Origin of the sequence: Sphaerotilus hippei (genome assembly GCF_003201595.1) — a bacterium.
Lineage (GTDB): Bacteria > Pseudomonadota > Gammaproteobacteria > Burkholderiales > Burkholderiaceae_C > Sphaerotilus > Sphaerotilus hippei.
In genome coordinates, this window is sequence record NZ_QJJS01000006.1 from 171612 (window position 1) to 188165 (window position 16554).

The 16554-nt window shown below is 72.4% G+C and carries 17 protein-coding genes and 1 pseudogene; 6 read left to right on the forward strand and 12 right to left on the reverse strand.

Features of this window, described 5'->3' with window-relative positions; all coding sequences use genetic code 11:
• Positions 1-17 precede the first annotated feature (17 nt).
• The 7 genes from C7444_RS20885 to C7444_RS08780 all read right to left on the reverse strand — a co-directional run bounded on the left by C7444_RS20885 (position 18) and on the right by C7444_RS08780 (position 6794).
• Entirely contained in the window at positions 18-683 is a 666-nt protein-coding gene (locus C7444_RS20885) for a CBS domain-containing protein (protein WP_170130685.1), read from the reverse strand.
• Positions 684-708: 25 nt separating this feature from the next.
• The gene (locus C7444_RS20220; RefSeq protein WP_170130686.1) at positions 709-1683 is read right to left on the reverse strand and encodes a hypothetical protein; all 975 of its coding nucleotides are present in this window, start codon (positions 1681-1683) and stop codon (positions 709-711) included.
• Between the two features lie 108 nt (positions 1684-1791).
• On the reverse strand, positions 1792-2592 hold the full coding sequence (locus C7444_RS08760; RefSeq protein WP_110400461.1) for a glycosyltransferase family 2 protein: 801 nt from the start codon (positions 2590-2592) through the stop codon (positions 1792-1794).
• Positions 2589-3359 carry a lysophospholipid acyltransferase family protein gene (locus tag C7444_RS08765; RefSeq protein ID WP_110400462.1) on the reverse strand — a complete coding sequence of 257 codons (771 nt, stop codon included), beginning with the start codon at positions 3357-3359 and terminating at the stop codon, positions 2589-2591. The genes C7444_RS08760 and C7444_RS08765 overlap by 4 nt, the downstream gene beginning before the upstream one ends.
• Positions 3356-4363, reverse strand: coding sequence for a MipA/OmpV family protein (locus C7444_RS08770; protein ID WP_110400463.1), 1008 nt, complete (start codon positions 4361-4363; stop codon positions 3356-3358). Before C7444_RS08770 ends, C7444_RS08765 begins: the two co-directional genes overlap by 4 nt.
• Positions 4360-5454: a chorismate transformation FkbO/Hyg5 family protein gene (locus C7444_RS08775; protein WP_146219366.1), complete on the reverse strand. Its 1095-nt coding sequence runs from the start codon at positions 5452-5454 to the stop codon at positions 4360-4362. The genes C7444_RS08770 and C7444_RS08775 overlap by 4 nt, the downstream gene beginning before the upstream one ends.
• On the reverse strand, positions 5451-6794 hold the full coding sequence (locus tag C7444_RS08780; protein WP_110400465.1) for an NAD(P)/FAD-dependent oxidoreductase: 1344 nt from the start codon (positions 6792-6794) through the stop codon (positions 5451-5453). The genes C7444_RS08775 and C7444_RS08780 overlap by 4 nt, the downstream gene beginning before the upstream one ends.
• A 176-nt stretch (positions 6795-6970) precedes the next feature.
• Here C7444_RS08780 and C7444_RS08785 point away from each other — a divergent pair, with 176 nt between their 5' ends.
• The 4 genes and pseudogenes from C7444_RS08785 (at position 6971) to ppnP (ending at position 11152) form a co-directional block, all read left to right on the forward strand.
• Positions 6971-7714 carry a metallophosphoesterase family protein gene (locus C7444_RS08785; protein WP_110400466.1) on the forward strand — a complete coding sequence of 248 codons (744 nt, stop codon included), beginning with the start codon at positions 6971-6973 and terminating at the stop codon, positions 7712-7714.
• The gene (locus tag C7444_RS08790; RefSeq protein WP_110400467.1) at positions 7701-9206 is read left to right on the forward strand and encodes a bifunctional serine/threonine-protein kinase/universal stress protein; all 1506 of its coding nucleotides are present in this window, start codon (positions 7701-7703) and stop codon (positions 9204-9206) included. Before C7444_RS08785 ends, C7444_RS08790 begins: the two co-directional genes overlap by 14 nt.
• Positions 9207-9306: 100 nt before the next feature.
• Positions 9307-10542 (forward strand): annotated as a pseudogene (locus C7444_RS08795) (argininosuccinate synthase); the annotation flags it as partial.
• 286 nt (positions 10543-10828) lie between these two features.
• Positions 10829-11152: a pyrimidine/purine nucleoside phosphorylase gene (ppnP, locus tag C7444_RS08800; protein WP_110400468.1), complete on the forward strand. Its 324-nt coding sequence runs from the start codon at positions 10829-10831 to the stop codon at positions 11150-11152.
• 109 nt (positions 11153-11261) lie between these two features.
• Here the strand turns inward: ppnP and C7444_RS08805 are convergent, their stop codons facing one another.
• The gene (locus tag C7444_RS08805; protein ID WP_110400469.1) at positions 11262-11684 is read right to left on the reverse strand and encodes a hypothetical protein; all 423 of its coding nucleotides are present in this window, start codon (positions 11682-11684) and stop codon (positions 11262-11264) included.
• A gap of 56 nt (positions 11685-11740) precedes the next feature.
• Positions 11741-13114, reverse strand: a complete 1374-nt coding sequence (radA, locus tag C7444_RS08810) for a DNA repair protein RadA (RefSeq protein WP_110400470.1) — start codon at positions 13112-13114, stop codon at positions 11741-11743.
• 52 nt (positions 13115-13166) lie between these two features.
• Between radA and C7444_RS08815 the strand changes: the two genes are divergently transcribed.
• Positions 13167-13796, forward strand: coding sequence for a LysE family transporter (locus C7444_RS08815; protein ID WP_110400471.1), 630 nt, complete (start codon positions 13167-13169; stop codon positions 13794-13796).
• Positions 13797-13809: 13 nt separating this feature from the next.
• The gene (locus C7444_RS08820; protein ID WP_110400472.1) at positions 13810-14433 is read left to right on the forward strand and encodes a rhomboid family intramembrane serine protease; all 624 of its coding nucleotides are present in this window, start codon (positions 13810-13812) and stop codon (positions 14431-14433) included.
• A 1-nt stretch (position 14434) separates the two neighbouring features.
• Here the strand turns inward: C7444_RS08820 and arfB are convergent, their stop codons facing one another.
• The 3 genes from arfB to alr are packed head-to-tail and all read right to left on the reverse strand — an operon-like array spanning position 14435 to position 16509.
• Positions 14435-14839: an alternative ribosome rescue aminoacyl-tRNA hydrolase ArfB gene (gene arfB / locus C7444_RS08825; RefSeq protein ID WP_110400473.1), complete on the reverse strand. Its 405-nt coding sequence runs from the start codon at positions 14837-14839 to the stop codon at positions 14435-14437.
• Positions 14836-15339, reverse strand: coding sequence for an acyl-CoA thioesterase (locus C7444_RS08830; RefSeq protein ID WP_110400474.1), 504 nt, complete (start codon positions 15337-15339; stop codon positions 14836-14838). Before C7444_RS08830 ends, arfB begins: the two co-directional genes overlap by 4 nt.
• A gap of 57 nt (positions 15340-15396) precedes the next feature.
• The gene (gene alr / locus C7444_RS08835) at positions 15397-16509 is read right to left on the reverse strand and encodes an alanine racemase (protein WP_110400475.1); all 1113 of its coding nucleotides are present in this window, start codon (positions 16507-16509) and stop codon (positions 15397-15399) included.
• Positions 16510-16554 lie beyond the last annotated feature (45 nt).

Here is a 16554-nt window from a genome sequence, read left to right on the forward strand (position 1 = left end):
GCACCGCCCCGGCCTCATCAACCCCACAGGTCCAGCGGCGGATCGGCGGCGATCGCGCGCAGCAGGTCGCTGCGGCTCACCAGGCCGATCACCGCGCCCTGCTCGTCGGTGACCACCAGCGCGGGCAGGTCGCTGTCGAGCAGCGCGCTGGCGACCCGGCGCAGGTCGGTGTCGGCCGCCGCGGCGGGCACGGGGGTGTGCATCACCGCGGCCACGGGCTGGCGGGCGAGGGTGCGCAGGGCGGCCTGCGCCGTGTCGTCCAGCGGCCGCCAGGGCTCGGGCAGCAGGTCGGCCCGGCTCACCAGCCCGACCAGCCGCGCCCGGGCGTCGACCACCGGGGCCTGGCCGATGTGGTGGTCGTGCAGCAGCCGCCAGGCGTCGGGCAGCGCCAGGTCGGCGGGCACGGTCAGCACCCGGCGGGTCATGACCTGGTCGGCGCGCGACAGCGGCTGTCGCCCGGGGGCGGCCTGCTGCTGGCGGGCATAGGCGGCCAGCGCCGGGGGCAGGGCGGCGGGCGGATGCGGCTCGCCCTCGCGCAGGTCACGCGCGGGCGAGCTGTCGCCTTCGGCCTCGACCGGGCGGATGGCCGGCGTGCGGCCGGCGGCCTGCACGGGCAGGTGGTCCCGCAGCTGCTCGAGCGTGCCGGTGAACAGCCGGCCGGCGGTGCCGTAGACCATGAACATGGGGCGAGCCTTCCGTGCGGCGGGTTCAGATCGGCGTGGCCGGGGCGGCCGCCCGGCCTCGCCAGGCGTCCTCGCCGACCTCGTCGGCGCTCCAGCCGCGGTTGATGTCCAGGCCGGTGAGCCGCCAGTCGTGCACCGGCAGGCCGGGGATGGGCCGCAGCAGGCGCTCGTGGAAGCGGGTGGGCCAGCGCACGCCATGGCGTTCGATGAAGCCGAAGGTATCGACCTCGGCGATGGCGCCGCGGGTCGATGCCAGGCCTTCGAGCGAGAAGCGCACCCGGCGCATCAGCCGCTCGTGCCGGTCGATGAACAGCAGCAGCGTGTCGGCGTCGCTGCGCCCGAGCCCTGGCGCCAGGCGCACCCGCAGGCGGTCGCACAGGCGCTCGTCGATGCGCTCCTCGCCGTCGAGCGCCAGGCCCAGGCCGTCGCGGCCCTGCAGCGCCAGCGGGCCCAGCAGGAAGAGCCGGTAGCCGTCGGCCACCAGGGCTGCGGCGTCCAGCCGGGCCGGGTCGTCGCTGGCCTGACCGTTGAAGCGGACCTGCACCGTGCCGCCCTCGGTGGCCACCAGCCCGGCGCTGCCACCGCGCCGCAGCACCTGCTTGCGGCCGCCCGGGCCGCGGTGCTGCTGGGCGATCAGGCCGGCGGCCGGCAGCAGGCGCTCCTCGGAGCGCTGCCGGAAGGCGGCATCGACCAGCTCGGGCTGCAGCGTGTCGAGCAGCAGCCCCCACTCGCCGCGGTAGCTGACGTTCAGGTCGCTGACCGCCTGCCAGCCGGCCAGGCCGTGGGCCCGGGCGCTGTCGAGCAGCAGCTCGGCGGCCTCGGGATCGGCGCTGGCACCGGCCGGCAGTGCGGGCAGCGGCTGCAGCGCCGGCAGCGCGCAGCCGCCCAGTCCGGCGGCGACCAGCGCCGCCAGGCCTCCCAGCGCCCGGCGGCGCCCGCCCGGGGCGTGGGTGTCGGCGTGCCGGTGGCGGGGCGTTCGGGGCGGTGGCGTCGGGTGCATGTCGGGCCCAGGCAACAGGATGCACCGCAGTGTGCCTGCTCGGCACGCGGGTGCACAGCGGTCGGGCCTGCCCGCCGGGTGCAGCCCGTCACGGCCGCTGGCGCGGCTTCAGCGGCGGCGCAGGTACTGGAACGGCGGCGCGCCGGTGAGGCGGCGCAGCAGCAGCAGCGGCAGGCGCAGCACGAACTCCAGCATCAGCCGGGTGTGCATCCACGTCAGCAGCAGGTTGTCGCGGCCGTACTGGAAATGCGAGACCCCGCCTTCTTCCGGTCGCAGGTACTTCACCGGCGCGGGCAGGTTCAGCGGGGCCACGCCACGCCAGGCCAGGCGCACGACGGCTTCGGTGTCGAAGTCGAAGCGGCGCATCCAGGGCTGGCCCTTCATCACCGCGACCAGCGCGTCGATCGGATAGACCCGGAAGCCGTAGAGCGAGTCGTGGATGCCCGCGCCCAGCGTCTCGAGGTTGGTCCAGCCGTTGGAGATGCGCCGCCCGCGCACCCGCAGCAGCGGGGCCGAGGCGTCGAACACCGGCTCGCCCAGCACCATCGCCCCGGGGTGGTCCAGCGAGGTCCGCATGAACTGCGGGATCAGGTCGACCGGGTGCTGGCCGTCGGAGTCCAGGGTCAGCGCGTGCGTGCCCCCTTCCAGGCGCACGGCCTCCAGGCCGGTCAGCACGGCCGAACCCTTGCCGCGGTTCTCCGGCAGCACCAGCACCCGCAGCAGCGGATCGTCGGCAGCCATGGCCTGCAGGCCCTCGTCGGTGCCGTCGGTCGAGCCGTCGACGATCACCCAGACCGGCGCCCACTGCGCCCGCGCGGCGCGCACGGTCTCGTAGACCTTCGGGCCGGTGTTGTAGCTCGGGATGATGACCGCGTGGGTCGGGTGGGCGGTGGTGGGGCGGGCGGTCACGGCGTGGGCTCCGGGTCGGGGGACGCGGGCCGGGCGGGCGACCCCAGTTCGTCGCGGAAATAGGCTTCCAGCTCGGCCAGCGCGGCCGCATGGTCGGTGCGTGGCGCAAAACGCCGGCCGGGCCGCAGGTGGAAGACGATGGGGATGGGAGGCAGGCGCCACAGCGGCCAGCCCTTGCCGAGGTAGGGCGAGTCGGTCTCGATCAGCACCGTCTGGATCGGCACCTGCGCCTTGTCGGCGATGCTGGTGATGCCCGGCAGGAAGGGGTTGAGGCGCCCGCCGACGCTGCGGGTGCCCTCGGGAAACAGCACCAGCTGGCCGCCTTCGCTCAGGCTGCGCACCGAGGCCCGGATCATCGTGCGGGGCGAGTCGTTGCAGATGTAGCGCGCCAGCCGGGCGCCGGCGCCCAGGAAGACGTTGCGCATCAGCGAGGCCTTCATGATGCACACGCTGCGGGGCAGCCGCGCGACGATGGCCAGCGCGTCGAGCATGCTGGGGTGGTTGGCCGCGATGATCAGCCCGCCGGGTTCATCCCGCAGCACGTCGAGCGCGTCCGCCTCGATGCGCATCAGGCCGCTGGCGCGGGCCGTGGCCCAGTAGAGCCGGTAGCCGTAGGCGATGCCGGCCCGGCCGATCCGGCCGGCGCGCCGCTCCGGCAGCAGCGGCTGCAGCACGAAGGCGACCAGGTTCCACGCCAGCGACAGCACGCCCAGCCACAGCAGCATGAAGGCGAGCCAGGGCCACAGCAGGACACGCAGCCGCCTCATCGTTCGTCGACCAGCACCTGGTCCTGCGACGACGCGAGCACCCACGCCAGGCCGATGCCGGCCGACCAGTTGCGGGTGCGCTGCACCAGCGGGCTGTCGGCGAACACCGCGCCCTGCAGCTGGTCGTGGCGCACGTAGGTGCCGACCCAGAACCGGTCGAAGCGCCGCGACGCCGAGGCGATCGCGTGCCAGCCGGCATAACCCGAGCGGGCCTCGTAGGCGGGCCGCCCGGCGGTCGCCTCGCTGGCGCGCACGCCGTAGTAGTGCTCGTGGTAGCGCCGCGAGCCGAACACCGGCCCGGCCAGCAGGCCGACGTTCCAGCCGGCGAGCTGGTGCAGGTCGAGGTTGAGCTTGGGGGTCGAGATCAGTCCGATCGAGCGCAGCGGCGACTGCAGCGCGATCGCCGCACGCACCGGCAGGCGCAGCTCGAGCGTGTTGCGGTTGTCCGCCGAGCGCCACAGCATCAGGTTGACGTTGGGGCCGACCTCGAAGGTCGACGGCAGGTCGGCCATGCCCTCGCGCACGCCGCCGGCCTGGTTGCGCACCGGCACCGAGCCGCTCAGGCTGAGGTCGATCTCCAGGCGCTGGTTCTCGACCAGCACCGCCCGCGCGCCGCCCCGGTCGGCCCGCAGGAAACGGCCGCGGTAGACCACGTAGGGCAGCGGCACCACGTAGGTCTGGCTGTGGGCCGCGCCGCGGTAGTCGGGCCAGTTCAGTGCCCCCAGGCCCAGGCCGATCTCCCACAGCGGGCGCGCGACCCGGCGGTCGACCTTCAGCGGGGCGGGCGCGGCCGCGGGCATGGCCGGCGGGGTGTCGGCCCCCGTCGTGCCGGGGTCGGCCTGCGCCACGGCGGCAACGGGCGCCCCGGGGGTCACGGGCGTCACGGTGTCGACCTGGGCCGCGCAGGGCAGGGCGGCGAGGGCGAGCAGCCAGCAGGCGGCACCTCCGGCGAGGGCTCCCGGGGCCGGACTCGAGGGCAGCGGCAGGCGCGGGATGGGCTTCATGCGGGCGTGGGGATGGACATCGGGGAACAGGCCTGCAGGCTGTGCGCCTCGATCTCGACCAGCAGATCGGCGCGGCACACGTCGGCCAGCAGGAAGAGGGCCCCGCGCAGCGCGGGGCTGTCGGCGCCGAGGCGATCGGCCAGCACCCGCTGCACCACGGGCAGGTCGCGGGCGTGGCGCAGGTAGACCGTCAGCACCAGCGTGTCCAGGCCGTGCCGGGCCCGGGCGGCCGGCGCGGCGGCGCCGAGCACCGCCTCCAGGTTGTCCAGGGTCTCGCCGGTCTGGCGTTCGACGTCCCCGGCGTGCCGCGTCAGGTGGCCGACGATGCTGGCGGTGCCGGAGATGACCAGCAGCTCGCGCCCGCCACCGGCGTCGGCCAGGGCGGCCCGCGAGAAGGTCGGCGCGCGCGGGCCGTAGTCGCCGGGGTAGTGGTAGGCGCTGGTCTGGCGCGGGTTCTCGACCACGCGGCTGGCCACCGGTCCGGCCAGCAGCCAGACCGTCAGCGGCCCGCGGTGCGTGCCCAGCGCGCAGGCCGCCGGGGCGCCGGCGAACGCGCTCTGGCCGGCGTCCAGGAACGCATCCTGGCGGCCGATGTTGAACAGCCGGTAGCGCTCCAGCCCGTGCAGCGGGTCCGTGCCGTTGATGTCGGCCAGGTAGTTCCAGACCTTCACGACGTGCAGCGCCCGGCCGAGCCGGTCGGCCTGCTGCCGCAGCAGCGTGAACAGGTCGCCGTAGAGCCGCCGGGCGGCCTCCTGCAGGCCGCCGTCGACCTGGCGCTCGTCGATCACCGCGCGCACCCACAGCCAGCAGCCGTCGCTGCGCCACGAGGTGCAGCCGTGGCGGCCGGCCTGCAACGCCGCGGCCGTGTCGCTGCACCAGCGTTCGGTCACTTCAGCGGCGGGCTGCAGCAGCGCGGGCTGCGCCACCGTGCCGGGTTCGGTCGGGCCGAACACCCGCAGGTCGAGCGCAGTGTGCGCGCCGGTGGTGTCCGCCGGGGCCTGCCGGTGGTGCTGCAGCGGGGTCAGGATCGGCCCGCGGGCGGGCGCTGCGGGTGCGGCGCCCGAAGGGTCGGGGCAAGGGCGAAGGCTCACGCGGCAGGCGCTCCCACGTCACGGATGTTGAGGCGGCGCTGCTTCCAGGCCCGCCAGGTGCGGCCCGGGTGGCGCAGCGACACCAGGTAGTAGATCGTCTTGAAGGCCCGCAGCGACCACCCGATCGGGCTGTGGCCGTAGATGTCGCCGGCCAGCACCGACAGCAGCGCCTCCTTGACCCGCAGCGGGTTGCGCGGGTACATGAAGAACTCGCGCATCGTCGGGTTGGTGACCCGGAAGATGAACCACGAGAACTCGCGCGGCCCGTGGCGCATCATCTTCTCGTAGCCGCGCCGCGCGGCCGCGGCCCGCCGTGGCTGGTCCAGCGTCGCGTCGATCACGTCGACGCCGGCGAACGCGCTCTTCATCGCCAGGTAGACGCCCGAGGAGAACACCGGATCGATGAACGCGAACGCGTCGCCCAGCATCAGGTAGCGCTCGCCGGCGCAGTGCTCGCTGACGTAGGCGTAGTTGCCGGTGGCGTGCACCTGGTCGTCCACCAGGGTCGCGTCCTTCAGGCGATCGGCCAGCTCGGGCGACATCGCGATGGTGTCGTGGAAGAACTCGACCAGCGGCTTGCGGCGCGACTTCAGGTAGTGGGGCCAGCACACCGCGCCCACGCTGGTGCTGCCGTCGGCCAGCGGGATGAACCAGAACCAGCCGTGCGGGAACCAGAGGATGGTGATGTTGCCTTCCTGGCGCCCATCGAGGCGGCGCGCGCCGGTGAAGTGGCCGAACAGCGCCGAGCTGTTGTGGCGCGGGTGCTTGTGCTTGATGCGCAACTGGTTGGCCAGCAGCGTGTCGCGCCCGCTGGCGTCGACCACGAAGCGGGTGCGCCACTGCTGGCGGCTGCCGTCGTCGAGCTCGACGCTGACGTCGGCGCCGTCGGCGTCGAACTTCACCTCGCGGGCGCGGTGGCCCTCGAGCGTGCGCGCGCCCTCGCGCCCGGCGTGGCGGAACAGCAGCTCGTCCATGTCGGCGCGGCGCACCTGCCAGGCATAGGGCTGGCTCTTGTCCCAGGCGTCGCCGAACTCGAGCAGGCTGCGGTGCTCGTGGTGGGGCGAGACGAACTCGACGCCCCACTTGGGCATGCCGATGCGCTCCAGGTCCTCGCGCAGGCCCAGCTCGTCGAACAGCGGCACGTTGGCCGGCAGCAGCGACTCGCCGATGTGGAAGCGCGGGTGGTGTTCCCGCTCCAGCACCACCACGTCACGGCCCCGGCGCGCGAGCAGCGTCGCCAGCGTCGAGCCCGCGGGGCCGCCCCCGATGATCAGGACGTCGCAGTGGTGGCCGCGGGGGGCCGGCGCGGGATCGTGGGGCGCCGAGTTGGGGACGGACATGTGAAACAGGCTCCTGAACGTGTCAGGATGTCGGCTGACACCGCGCACGTGACTGAACAACGGGGCCGGGTCCGGGCGCTTGCCCGGCTCCGGTGAAACCCTTGTGGTGCGCGCGGATTCTAGAGCAGCACCAGAACCGTGAACCGACCCGACCGGGCGAGCAGGAGACCCATCAGATGAAGCTGGCGTTGATCACCGACATCCATGCCAACCGCGAGGCCTTCGAGGCCTGCCTCGAACAGGCGCACCTCCATGGTGCCGACCGCCTGGCCCTGCTGGGCGACTTCGTCGGCTACGGGGCCGACCCGGGCTGGGTGGTCGAGCGGGTGCAGGACCTGGTCGCCCAGGGCGCGATCGCCGTGCGCGGCAACCACGACGAGGCGGTGGTGAAGATGGCCACGTCCAACCTCGTCGAGGACGCGCGCCGCGCCGTGCAGTGGACCCGCGACGCGCTGGCGCCCGGGCACCTCGCCTTCCTGGGCTCGCTGCCCTACCGCAACGAGCTCGGCAGCAGCCTGTTCGTGCATGCCAACGCGTGGGCGCCCGAAGGCTGGGAATACATCCTCAGCCGCAGCGAGGCGGTGCGCAGCATGATGGCCACCGACTGCCGCCACACCTTCGCCGGCCATGTGCACCAGCCCGCGCTCTACCACCTGTCGAGCACCGGCAAGATCGCCGACTTCACGCCCGTGCCGGGCGTGGCGGTGCCGGTGCCGGCGCACCGCCAGTGGCTGGCGCTGCCAGGCTCCTGCGGCCAGCCGCGCGACGGCAACCCGGCGGCCTGCTGGGCGATGTTCGACGACTCGCGCCACACGCTGACCTTCCACCGCGTGCCCTACCACCACGAAGCCACGGCGGCCAAGATCATGGCCGCCGGCCTGCCTCGCCAGCTCGCGGAGCGTCTGCATGAAGGCACCTGAGGACAACCTGATCGAGCAGGCCCTGGCGCGCGCCGGTGCCGATCCGGCCAGCCTGCCCGCGGTGTCGCCGTTCGGGCCGCTGTCGGCGGGCATGGTGATCGACGGCTTCCGGCTCGAGGAGCGGCTGCACCAGGGCGGCATGGCCTTCCTGTGGCGGGTCACGCACGCCGATCACCAGATCCCGATGCTGATGAAGGTGCCGCGCATCCGCGGCGGCGAGGACCCGGCGGCCATCGTCGGCTTCGAGGTCGAGCAGATGATCCTGCCGCTGCTCAAGGGCGTGCACGTGCCGCGCTTCATCGCGCGCGGCGACTTCACCACCCGGCCCTACATCGTGATGGAGCACATCCCGGGCGATTCGCTGCGCCCGCGGCTGGAGGCCGCGCCGCTGCCCATCGCCGAGGTCGCCGAGATCGGTGCGGCCGTGGCCACCGCGCTGCACGACCTGCACCGCCAGCACGTCATCCACCTCGACATCAAGCCCAGCAACATCCTGTTCCGCCCGAGCGGCGAGGCGGTGCTGGTCGACTACGGCCTGTCGCGCCACGACCACCTGCCCGACCTGCTCGACGAGGAGTTCAACCTGCCGATGGGCACCGGCCCCTACATGTCGCCCGAGCAGGTGCAGTTCGTGCGCAGCGAGCCGCGCAGCGACCTGTTCGCGCTGGGCGTGATGCTCTACCACCTGACCACCGGCGAACGCCCCTTCGGCGCGCCCACCAGCGTGCGCGGCCTGCGCGAGCGGCTCTTCCGCGACCCCCGGCCGCCCCGTTCATGGCGGCCCGACTGCCCGCCGTGGCTGCAGGAGCTGATCCTGCGCTGCCTGGAGGTCGACGCGGCCAGGCGCCCGCCCAGCGCGGCCCACCTGGCCCAGGACCTGCTCAATCCCGAAGGCGTGCCGCTGACCGCGCGGGCCTCGCGCCTGGAAGGCTCCAGCCGGGTGCGCACCTTCCAGCGCTGGTTCCGCTCGCTGGGCAGCGAGCCCGCCGAGCGCGGCAGCGCCAGCGAGCAGCTCAAGCGCGCGCCGATCATCATCGCGGCGGTGGCCGTCGAGGGCACGCCCACCGAGATGCTCGACCTGCTGCGCGAGACCGTGCGCCGGGCCGTCATCACCGAGCCCGGCGCCCGCCTGGCCTGCGTCGGCGTGATGAAGACCAACCTGATCGGCATGGACGAGCTGACCGACAGCGAAGGCCGCAGCCACCACGTCAAGCAGCTGATCGGCCTGAAGCACTGGGCCCGTCCGCTGTCCCAGGGGCTGCAGCTGGGCGACAGCCGGCTGACCTTCCACGTGCTCGAGGCGCCCGACATCGCCAACGCGATCGTCGAGTTCGCGACCAAGAACCAGGCCGACCACATCATCATGGGCGCGCGCAGCAAGTCCGCGCTGCGGCGCTACCTGGGCACGGTCTCGTCGGTGGTGCTGGCCCAGGCCGACTGCACCGTCACGGTCGTGCGGGTGCCGGGCGGAGACCGCGCCGACGAGGAGTAGGCCGGCCTCTCCAGGGCCGCCGTGACGCTCGTGTGACCGGGGTGGTCCCGCAGCGGCCTAAAATGGCGGATTGCCCTTCTACTCAGCAGATCGACCGACCATGTCCAAAGACATCAAGCGCGTAGTGCTCGCCTATTCGGGCGGCCTGGACACCTCCATCATCCTGAAGTGGCTTCAGGACCAGTACCAGTGCGAGGTGGTGACCTTCACCGCCGACATCGGCCAGGGCGAGGAGATCGAGCCGGCTCGCGCCAAGGCGATCAAGATGGGCATCAAGCCCGAGAACATCTTCATCGAGGACCTGCGCGAGGAGTTCGTGCGCGACTTCGTGTTCCCGATGTTCCGCGCCAACGCGCTCTACGAAGGTGAATACCTGCTGGGCACGTCGATCGCGCGCCCGCTGATCGCCAAGCGCCTGGTCGAGATCGCCCGCAAGACCAAGGCCGACGCCGTGAGCCACGGCGCCACCGGCAAGGGCAACGACCAGGTGCGTTTCGAGCTCGGCGCCTACGCGCTGATGCCCGGCGTCAAGGTCATCGCCCCGTGGCGCGAGTGGGACCTGCTCAGCCGCGAGAAGCTGCTGGCCTATGCCGACCAGCACGGCATCCCGGTCGACTTCAAGAAGCGCAAGGGCGGCGGCGCGCCGTACTCGATGGACGCCAACCTGCTGCACATCAGCTACGAAGGCGGCATCCTCGAGGATCCGAACTTCGAGCCCGAAGCCAACATGTGGCGCCTGACGCGCAGCCCGGAGAAGGCGCCCAACAAGCCGCAGGTCATCGAGCTGACCTACGCCAAGGGTGACGTGGTCGCCATCGACGGCGTCAAGCTGTCGCCGGCCCAGGTGCTGACCCAGCTCAACGAGATCGGCGGCCTGCACGGCATCGGCCGCCTCGACAAGGTCGAGAACCGCTACGTCGGCATGAAGAGCCGCGGCTGCTACGAGACCCCTGGCGGCACCATCCTGCTGACCGGCCACCGCGCGATCGAGTCGATCACGCTGGACCGCGAAGTGCTGGCGCTCAAGGACGACCTGATGCCGCGTTATGCGCGCATGGTCTACAACGGCTACTGGTTCAGCCCGGAGCGTGAGCTGCTGCAGGGCCTGATCGACGCGTCGCAGGCGCCGGTCAACGGCACCGTCAAGCTCAAGCTCTACAAGGGCACGATCATGTGCGTGGGCCGCGAGTCGAAGACCGATTCGCTGTTCGACCCGATGATCTCGACCTTCGACGACGACGGCGGCGCCTACAACCAGGCCGACGCCGCGGGCTTCATCAAGCTCAACGCGCTGCGCCTGCGCATCGGCGCCAACGTGCAGGCCGCACGCGGCAAGGCTGCACCGAAGGCGGCCCGCAAGTCGGCGGCTGCCCAGCCGGCAGCGACCAAGCCGGCCGCGACCAAGCCGGCGGCCCGCAAGGCCGCACCGAAGGCCGCCGCCGTCGTCGCCGACGTGCCGGTCGACGCCCCGGTCGTGGTCGCCCGCAAGGCCCCGGTGGCGCGCAAGGTGAAGGCCGCGGCCGTCGTCGAGGCGCCCGTGGCCGCCGTGGTGGAGACGCCTGCGGCCCCCGTGCGCAAGCGCGCCGCCCGCAAGACCGCGGCCTGAACGGAGCACACGCACCATGAGCATCACCGACAGCCTGAACCCGGTCAGCGTGCTGTCCAAGGCCAACGTCTATTTCGATGGCCGCTGCGTCTCGCACAACGTCACCTTCGCCGACGGCATCAGGAAGAGCGTGGGCGTGATCCTGCCCTCGACGCTGGTGTTCAACACCGGCGCGCCCGAGATCATGGAGACCGTCGCCGGTGCCTGCAGCGTCAAGCTGGCGGGCTCCAGCGAGTGGAAGACCTACGGTCCCGGCGAACGCTTCGAGGTGCCGGGCCAGACCAGCTTCGAGATCAAGGTCGAGGGCGAGCCCTACCACTACATCTGCCACTTCGGCTGATCCGCTTCACGGCTGCCCGGATCGACGATCCGGGCAGCCGTGAAGCCCCCGCAGGCCGGTCCCTCTGACGAGGGGGACCGGCCTTCTCGTTTCCGGGCGGGCGCCGGGGTCAGTCCTCGGGGGTGCCGGCGGTCGTCGTGCCGGCGGACCCGACCTCGCCGACCGCCCAGCGCACGACCACGTCGCGGCGCATCGTGACGACGATGACCCGGCCGTCGTTGTCCTGCCAGCGCCAGTCGCCCCGCTCGTCCACGCGGTCCCCGAGGCTGGCGGTCAGCGGCAGCAGCTCGTCCATGCTCATGCCGGGCTTGAGGCCGGCGAGCACCCGGTCGATGCTGTCGGTGCGGCCCTTGGGGCGGTTGGCCATCTGCTGCATCAGGCGGGTGGCACGGCGCAACTGCAGCACGGTCCAGAACACGATCAGCGTGAGCGCGAACACCAGGCCGCGCCAGCCGTAGCTCCAGGTCGCGATGATGATGGCCGAGCCGGCCAGCGCGGCATTCCTGACGGGGGCGGAATTGAGGAATTTCATGGTCTTGAAGGGGTTTCAGGATCGGTGGGAGGCGGCGGGAGGGGGCGCTGCGTGCTTCAGCTGTCGATCTCGCGCAGTCGGGCGATGGCCTCCTCGATGCGGTCGACCGCGATGACGCTCAGGCCCTCGATCGGCTTCTTCGGGGCATTGGCCTTGGGCACCAGCGCGTGGGCGAAGCCCAGCTTGGCGGCTTCCTTCAGGCGCTCCTGGCCACGCGGGGCCGGGCGCACCTCGCCGGCCAGGCCGACCTCGCCGAAGGCGATGAAGCCACGCGGCAGGGCCCGGCCGCGCAGGCTGCTGTGGATGGCCAGCAGCACGGCCAGGTCGGCCGCCGGCTCGCTGATGCGCACGCCGCCCACCGCGTTGACGAACACGTCCTGGTCCGCGCAGGCCACGCCCGCGTGGCGGTGCAGCACCGCCAGCAGCATGGCCAGCCGGTCCCGCTCGAGGCCGACGCTGAGCCGCCGCGGGCTGGGCCCGCCGGCATCGACCAGCGCCTGGATCTCGACCAGCATCGGCCGCGTGCCTTCCAGCGTCACCAGCACGCAGGCGCCGGGCACCGGGTCGCCGTGGGTCGACAGGAAGATCGCGCTCGGGTTGGCGACTCCCTTCAGGCCCTTTTCCGTCATCGCGAACACGCCGATCTCGTTGACCGCGCCGAAGCGGTTCTTGATCGCGCGCACCAGGCGGAAGCTCGAATGGGTGTCGCCCTCGAAATAGAGCACCGTGTCGACGATGTGCTCGAGCACGCGCGGACCGGCCAGCGCGCCTTCCTTGGTCACGTGGCCGACCAGCACCATCGTGCAGCCCGTGGCCTTGGCGGTGCGGGTGAGCTGCGCGGCGCATTCGCGCACCTGCGCGACCGAGCCGGGCGCGCTGGTGAGCTGGTCGGAGTAGAGCGTCTGGATCGAGTCGATGACGCAGAAGTCCGGCTGCTCGGTGCCCAGCGTGGCCTGGATGCGCTCCAGGCCGATCTCGGCCAGCACCCGCAGCCGCTGTCCGCCCAGGCCCAGCCGGTGGGCCCGCAGCGCCACCTGCGCGCCCGACTCCTCGCCGGTGACGTAGAGCACCTTCATCTGGTGCGACAGCGCCTCGGCGGCCTGCAGCAGCAGCGTGCTCTTGCCGATGCCCGGGTCGCCGCCGATCAGCACCACGCCGCCCTCGACGATGCCCCCGCCCAGCACCCGGTCGAGCTCCTCCAGGCCGGTGGGCGTGCGCGCCACGTCGGCGGCCTGGATGTCGGCCAGCGTGGCCACCGGCTGGGTCCTGGCCAGGGCCTGGAAGCGGTTGTTCTTGCCGCCGCCGGCCGCGGCCTCGGCGATCGTCTCGTCGAGCGTGTTCCAGGCGCCGCAGTGCGGGCACTTGCCCAGCCACTTCGGGCTGGTGCCACCGCAGTCGCGGCAGGTGTAGAGGGTTTTTTCGCGCGCCATGTGGAGCGGATTGTCACCGCCGCGCCAGGCGCCGCGCGTGCTAAAACCGCGTATGGACTTCGACACCTGGATCACCTTCTTCGCCGCCACGGTGGCCATCAGCCTGTCCCCCGGACCGGGCGCGATCGCCGCCATGGGGGCCGGCCTCAACCACGGCTTCCGCCACGGCCAGCCGATCGCCTTCGGCCTGCTGCTGGGCGTGTGCACCCAGACGCTGGTCGTCGGTCTCGGGCTGGGCGTGCTGCTGTCGACCTCGGAGCTGGCGTTCTCCGTCGTCAAGTGGGTCGGCGCGGCCTACCTGATCTGGCTGGGCATCCAGCAGTGGCGCTCGCCGGCCAGCCCGGTCGGCGCCCCCGGCGCGCCCGCGGCCCGGCCCGCGCGCCGCACGCTGGTGCTGCGCGGCTGGGGCATCAATGCGCTCAACCCCAAGGGCACGGTGTTCCTGCTGGCCGTGCTGCCGCAGTTCATCGACGTGGCCCGGCCGCTGCTCGACCAGTACCTGCTCATCACCGCCACCTTCGGCGTGGTCGAGTGCGTGGTCATGAGCGCTTATGTCGCGCTGGCCTCGCGCGTGCTCGGCCTGCTGCGCTCGCCGCGCCAGATCCGCTGGATGAACCGCAGCTTCGGCGGTCTCTTCGTGCTGGCCGGCACGGTGCTCGGCCTGTTCCGGCGCGGTGCCTGAGGGCGCGGGGGTCATGGACACGCTGGCGGCCCTGAGCCGCGGGGCCCCGGCCGCGGCGCTGCTGCTGGCGGCCATCGTGCTGACCAGCCTCGCCGGGCTGTTCGTCGCTCCGGCGCTCATCGAGCGCAACCTGCTGCGGCCCTACTGGCTGCAGCGCCGCCGCGAGCACCTGACGCTGATCACCAGCGGCTTCATCCATGCCGACCTCGGTCACCTGTTCTTCAACGGGTTCACGTTCTGGGCCTTCGCGTTCTCGCTCGAGCGCCACATCGGCACGGCGGGCTTCGTGCTGCTCTACACCTTCGGGCTGCTGGTCAGCGGGGCGGGCACCTGGCTGCGCCACCGGCGCGAACCGGGCTACCAGTGCCTGGGTGCGTCCGGGGCGATCCTGGCGGTGCTGTTCGCCTTCATCGTGCACTTTCCGGGCGCCTCGCTGTACGTGATGTTCATCCCGCTGCCGATCCCCGCGCCGCTGTTCGCCGTGGCCTACGTGGCCTTCAGCGTGCACGCGTCCCGGCAGAACCGGGGGCGGGTCAACCACGACGCCCACCTGTCGGGCGCGCTGGCGGGGGTCGTGTTCGTCGCGGCGAGCGATCCGGAGGCCTTCGTGCGGGCCTGGCGGCAGCTGGCGGGCTGACTCAGGACTCGCCCGGGCTGCGGCGTCCGGCCTTGATGGCGCTGCGCTGCGTCTTGCCCTCCAGGCGCCGGCGTTTCGACGCCAGCGTCGGCCGGGTCGGGCGCCGGACCTTGGGCACGTGCGAGGCCAGGTCCACCATCTCCTGCAGCCGGGCCAGCGCCTCGGCCTGGTTGCGCGGCAGGCTGCGGTGTTCCTGGGCCTTGATGACGACCACGCCGTCGCCGCCGATGCGCTGGTCGGGCAGGGCGAGCAGGCGGGCCTTGATCGCCTCGGGCAGCGAGGAGGCGTGGATGTCGAAGCGCAGGTGGGCCGCCGACGAGACCTTGTTGACGTTCTGCCCGCCCGCGCCCTGGGCGCGGATGGCGCTGAACTCGACCTCGCCGGCGTCGACCCGCGGCGCCTTCATGGCGTGCCGGGCGGCGGTGGCGGGCTGTTGCGGACCTCGCGCAGGCGCTGTTCCATCTCCGTGCGCAGCTGGCGGCGGGCCTTGGCGTTTTCCCAGCGGCGCCGCTCGTCGAGGCTCTGGGGTTGCAGCGACGGCACGCTGGCCGGCTTGCCCTCGTCGTCGACGGCGACCATCGTGAAGAAGCAGCTGTTGGCGTGGCGCACCACTTGGCTGCGGATGGCCTCGGTGATCACCTTGATGCCGATCTCCATCGACGAGGTGCCGGTGTAGTTGACGCTGGCCAGGAAGGTCACCAGCTCGCCCACGTGCACGGGCTGGCGGAACATGACCTGGTCGACCGAGAGCGTGACCACGTAGCGGCCCGCATAACGGCTGGCGCAGGCGTAGGCGACCTGGTCGAGCAGCTTGAGGATGGTGCCGCCGTGGACATTGCCGGAGAAGTTGGCCATGTCGGGCGTCATCAGCACCGTCATCGAGAGTTGGTGGGAGGGCAGGTCCATCGTGGTCGTGTGTCGGGCGGGTCGGGATCGAAGGGAACCAGCAAGTCTCGGGCCGCGTCAGGCCGCATCGGGCCCGTGCGAGACGTGGACCGGCACACGCTGGGCCAGTGCGCACATGAGCTCGTAGCCCAGCGTGCCGGCGCTGCGGGCGACCTCGTCGATGGACAGCACGCTGCCGCCCGGGCCCTGGCCCCACAGCGTGACCTCGCTGTCCAGCCCGCTGGCGGGCAGGTCGGTGAGGTCGACCGCGAGCATGTCCATCGAGACCCGGCCGAGCGTGCGGGTGCGCTGGCCGTCGACGAGCACCGGCGTGCCGGTGCCGCACAGGCGCGGGTAGCCGTCGGCATAACCGCAGGCGACCGTGCCGATGCGCATCCCGGTCGTGGCCTCGAAGGTGCTGCCGTAGCCCACGGTGTCGCCGCCGTGCAGGTGCTGCACGCCGATGATGCGCGAGCGCAGCGTCATCGCCGGCTGCAGGCCCCAGTGGTGGATGTCGTGCTCGTCGGCATCGGGCGAGCTGCCGTAGCCGAGGATGCCGGGGCGCACCCAGTCCGCCCGCACCTCGGGCCGGTGGCCGTGGCGCAGCACGGCCGCGCTGTTGGCCAGCGTGCGTTCGCCGGGCAGGTCGGCGGTGGTGGCGGTGAACAGGTCGACCTGCTCGTCGATGCCGCGTCCGCCGTCGGCGTCCGAGAAATGCATCATCAGGCTGACCTCCTCGACCTGGGGCAGGGCGGTCAGGCGGGTCCAGGCCGCCCGGAAGGCGTGGGGCGTGAAGCCCAGGCGGTTCATGCCGCCGTTGAGCTTGAGGAAGACGCGGTGCGGCTGATGGGTCTTGTGCAGCGCCAGCCAGTCGATCTGGGACTCGTGGTGGATGGTGTGCCACAGCCCGAGGCGCGAGCACAGTTCCAGGTCGCGGGGCTCGAACACCCCTTCGAGCAGCAGGATCGGGCCGCGCCAGCCGAGGGCCCGCACCCGCTGCGCCTCGTCGAGGTCGAGCAGGGCGATGCCGTCCGCGCCCATCAGGCCGGGCCAGGCGCGTTCGATGCCGTGCCCGTAGGCATTGGCCTTGACGATGGCCCAGACCCGGGCGTCGGGGGCGTGGAGGCGGGCCTGGCGCAGGTTGTGGGCCAGGGCATCGGTGTGGATGATCGCTTCGATCGGACGGGGCATCCGGCGATTCTGCCAGTCTTGCGCGGCCCGGGACGGCTCGGCCTG

Excerpts from the sequence above, each read along its gene's own strand:
- C7444_RS20885 (WP_170130685.1), bottom strand. The coding sequence starts at position 683 with ATGTTCATGGTCTACGGCACCGCCGGCCGGCTGTTCACCGGCACGCTC.
- C7444_RS20220 (WP_170130686.1), bottom strand. The coding sequence starts at position 1,683 with ATGCACCCGACGCCACCGCCCCGAACGCCCCGCCACCGGCACGCCGAC.
- C7444_RS08765 (WP_110400462.1), bottom strand. The coding sequence starts at position 3,359 with ATGAGGCGGCTGCGTGTCCTGCTGTGGCCCTGGCTCGCCTTCATGCTG.
- C7444_RS08770 (WP_110400463.1), bottom strand. The coding sequence starts at position 4,363 with ATGAAGCCCATCCCGCGCCTGCCGCTGCCCTCGAGTCCGGCCCCGGGA.
- C7444_RS08780 (WP_110400465.1), bottom strand. The coding sequence starts at position 6,794 with ATGTCCGTCCCCAACTCGGCGCCCCACGATCCCGCGCCGGCCCCCCGC.
- C7444_RS08785 (WP_110400466.1), top strand. The coding sequence starts at position 6,971 with ATGAAGCTGGCGTTGATCACCGACATCCATGCCAACCGCGAGGCCTTC.
- C7444_RS08790 (WP_110400467.1), top strand. The coding sequence starts at position 7,701 with ATGAAGGCACCTGAGGACAACCTGATCGAGCAGGCCCTGGCGCGCGCC.
- ppnP (WP_110400468.1), top strand. The coding sequence starts at position 10,829 with ATGAGCATCACCGACAGCCTGAACCCGGTCAGCGTGCTGTCCAAGGCC.
- C7444_RS08805 (WP_110400469.1), bottom strand. The coding sequence starts at position 11,684 with ATGAAATTCCTCAATTCCGCCCCCGTCAGGAATGCCGCGCTGGCCGGC.
- radA (WP_110400470.1), bottom strand. The coding sequence starts at position 13,114 with ATGGCGCGCGAAAAAACCCTCTACACCTGCCGCGACTGCGGTGGCACC.
- C7444_RS08815 (WP_110400471.1), top strand. The coding sequence starts at position 13,167 with ATGGACTTCGACACCTGGATCACCTTCTTCGCCGCCACGGTGGCCATC.
- C7444_RS08820 (WP_110400472.1), top strand. The coding sequence starts at position 13,810 with ATGGACACGCTGGCGGCCCTGAGCCGCGGGGCCCCGGCCGCGGCGCTG.
- arfB (WP_110400473.1), bottom strand. The coding sequence starts at position 14,839 with ATGAAGGCGCCGCGGGTCGACGCCGGCGAGGTCGAGTTCAGCGCCATC.
- C7444_RS08830 (WP_110400474.1), bottom strand. The coding sequence starts at position 15,339 with ATGGACCTGCCCTCCCACCAACTCTCGATGACGGTGCTGATGACGCCC.
- alr (WP_110400475.1), bottom strand. The coding sequence starts at position 16,509 with ATGCCCCGTCCGATCGAAGCGATCATCCACACCGATGCCCTGGCCCAC.